Annotated in this window: 2 protein-coding genes; both read left to right on the forward strand. The window is 68.7% G+C overall.

Annotation, left to right across the window (positions count from 1 at the left end):
• The coding region (locus PO768_RS28745; RefSeq protein WP_272648786.1) for an NAD(P)/FAD-dependent oxidoreductase at window positions 1–1042 on the forward strand (1042 nt) is incomplete at its 5' end.
• Between the two features lie 5 nt (window positions 1043–1047).
• Window positions 1048–1686: class II glutamine amidotransferase (locus tag PO768_RS28750; protein ID WP_272648787.1), on the forward strand; the 639-nt coding region annotated here is incomplete at its 3' end.

Genomic DNA, 1686 nt, shown 5'->3' on the forward strand with positions numbered 1-1686 from the left:
GCTGTCGCGGCTCGGCGTGCTGGACGCGGTGATGGCCAAGGCGCAGCGCATCGCGCATGTGGGCTGCATAGGCCCGCGCGGCGGCCGCATCGATGTGCCGGGCAATCTGGCGGTGCTGCCGCGGCGCGAGCTGGATCTGCTGCTGCTGGAGGCGGCGCAGGCGGCCGGCGCGCGCGTGCTGACGCCCTGGCGTTTCGAGGCGCCGCTGGAGGATGCACAGGGCCGTGTCGTCGGCGCCCGGCTGCGGCAGGATGAGCAAGTGATCGAGATCCGAGCCCGCTGGCTGCTGCTGGCCACCGGCGCGACGCCGATGGCCCTGAGCGCCGCCGGCATGTGCGAGCGCCACACGCCCAGCGGCGTGGCCTTGCGCGGCTATGTACGGGCGCCTTCAATGGTGGGGCGCATCAAGGCGATGGATGTGGTCTGGAGCCGGGCGCTGCGGCCGGGCTATGGCTGGATCTTTCCGGCCCCCGATGACTGCTTCAATATCGGTGTCGGCGTGACCGGCAGCCACAGCTCCGCCGACGGCAAGGGCGCCAAGAAGGCGCTGAATCTGCGCGCCATCTTCGATGCCTTCACCACGCATTACGAGCCCGCCGCGCAGCTGATGCGCGAGGGCGAACTGGTCGGCGAGTTGAAGGGCGCGCCGCTGCGCTTCAGCCTGGAAGGCGCGCGCTGGAGCCGGCCCGGCCTGATGGTCACCGGCGAAGCGGCGGGCTCCACCTACTCCTTCACCGGCGAGGGCATCGGCAAGGCGCTGGAGACCGGCATGCTGGCCGCCGAGGCGGTGCTGGCCCATCGCGAGGACGATGCCGCGGCGCGCGCCCTCTACGAGCAGGGCCTGCGCGGACTCAAGCCCAAATTCGATCTCTACGCCCGCGCCGACCGCATCAACGGCACGCCCTGGCTGGTCGACCTGCTGATCTGGCGCGCGCAGAAAAGCCCGCGCATCCTGCGGCGCATGAGCGGCGTGCTCAACGAGACCAGCAATCCCGGCAGCCTGATCACTGTCAAGGGGCTGACCCGCTTGTTTCTGGAGTAGCCCTGATGTGTCAACTGCTGGGCATGAATGCCAACACGCCGACCGATGTGATGTTCAGCTTCACCGGCCTGGCCACCCGCGCCGACGAGCACAAGGACGGCTTCGGCATCGCCTTCTTCGAGGGCCACGGCCTGCGCCATTTCGTCGACCACCACAGCGCCCGTGCCTCGCCGCTGGCCGAGCTGGTCAAGCACTACCCGATCAAGAGCGATAACGTCATCGCCCATATCCGCAAGGCCACGCAGGGCCAGGTGGCGCTGGAGAACACCCACCCCTTCCAGCGCGAGCTGTGGGGGCGCTACTGGGTGTTTGCGCACAACGGCAATCTGGTCGACTTCCATCCGCGCCTGCATGCCGCCTTCAAGCCGGTCGGCCAGACCGACAGCGAGCGCGCCTTCTGCTGGCTGATGCAGGAGCTGGCCAAGGCGCATTGCGATGTGCCCAGCATCGCCGAGCTCAGCGCCACGCTGGCCGAGCTGATGCCGCAGCTGGCGCGCCACGGCACTTTCAATATGCTCTTGTCCAACGGCCAGGCGCTGTGGGCCCATGGCTCCACCCATCTGCACTATCTGCTGCGGGCCCATCCCTTCGGCCCGGTCCAGCTCAGCGACGAGGACCTCAGCGTCGATTTCGCCCATCACACC

Source organism: Paucibacter sp. XJ19-41 (genome assembly GCF_028462495.1).
In the GTDB taxonomy this organism is placed as follows: Bacteria; Pseudomonadota; Gammaproteobacteria; order Burkholderiales; family Burkholderiaceae_C; genus Roseateles_E.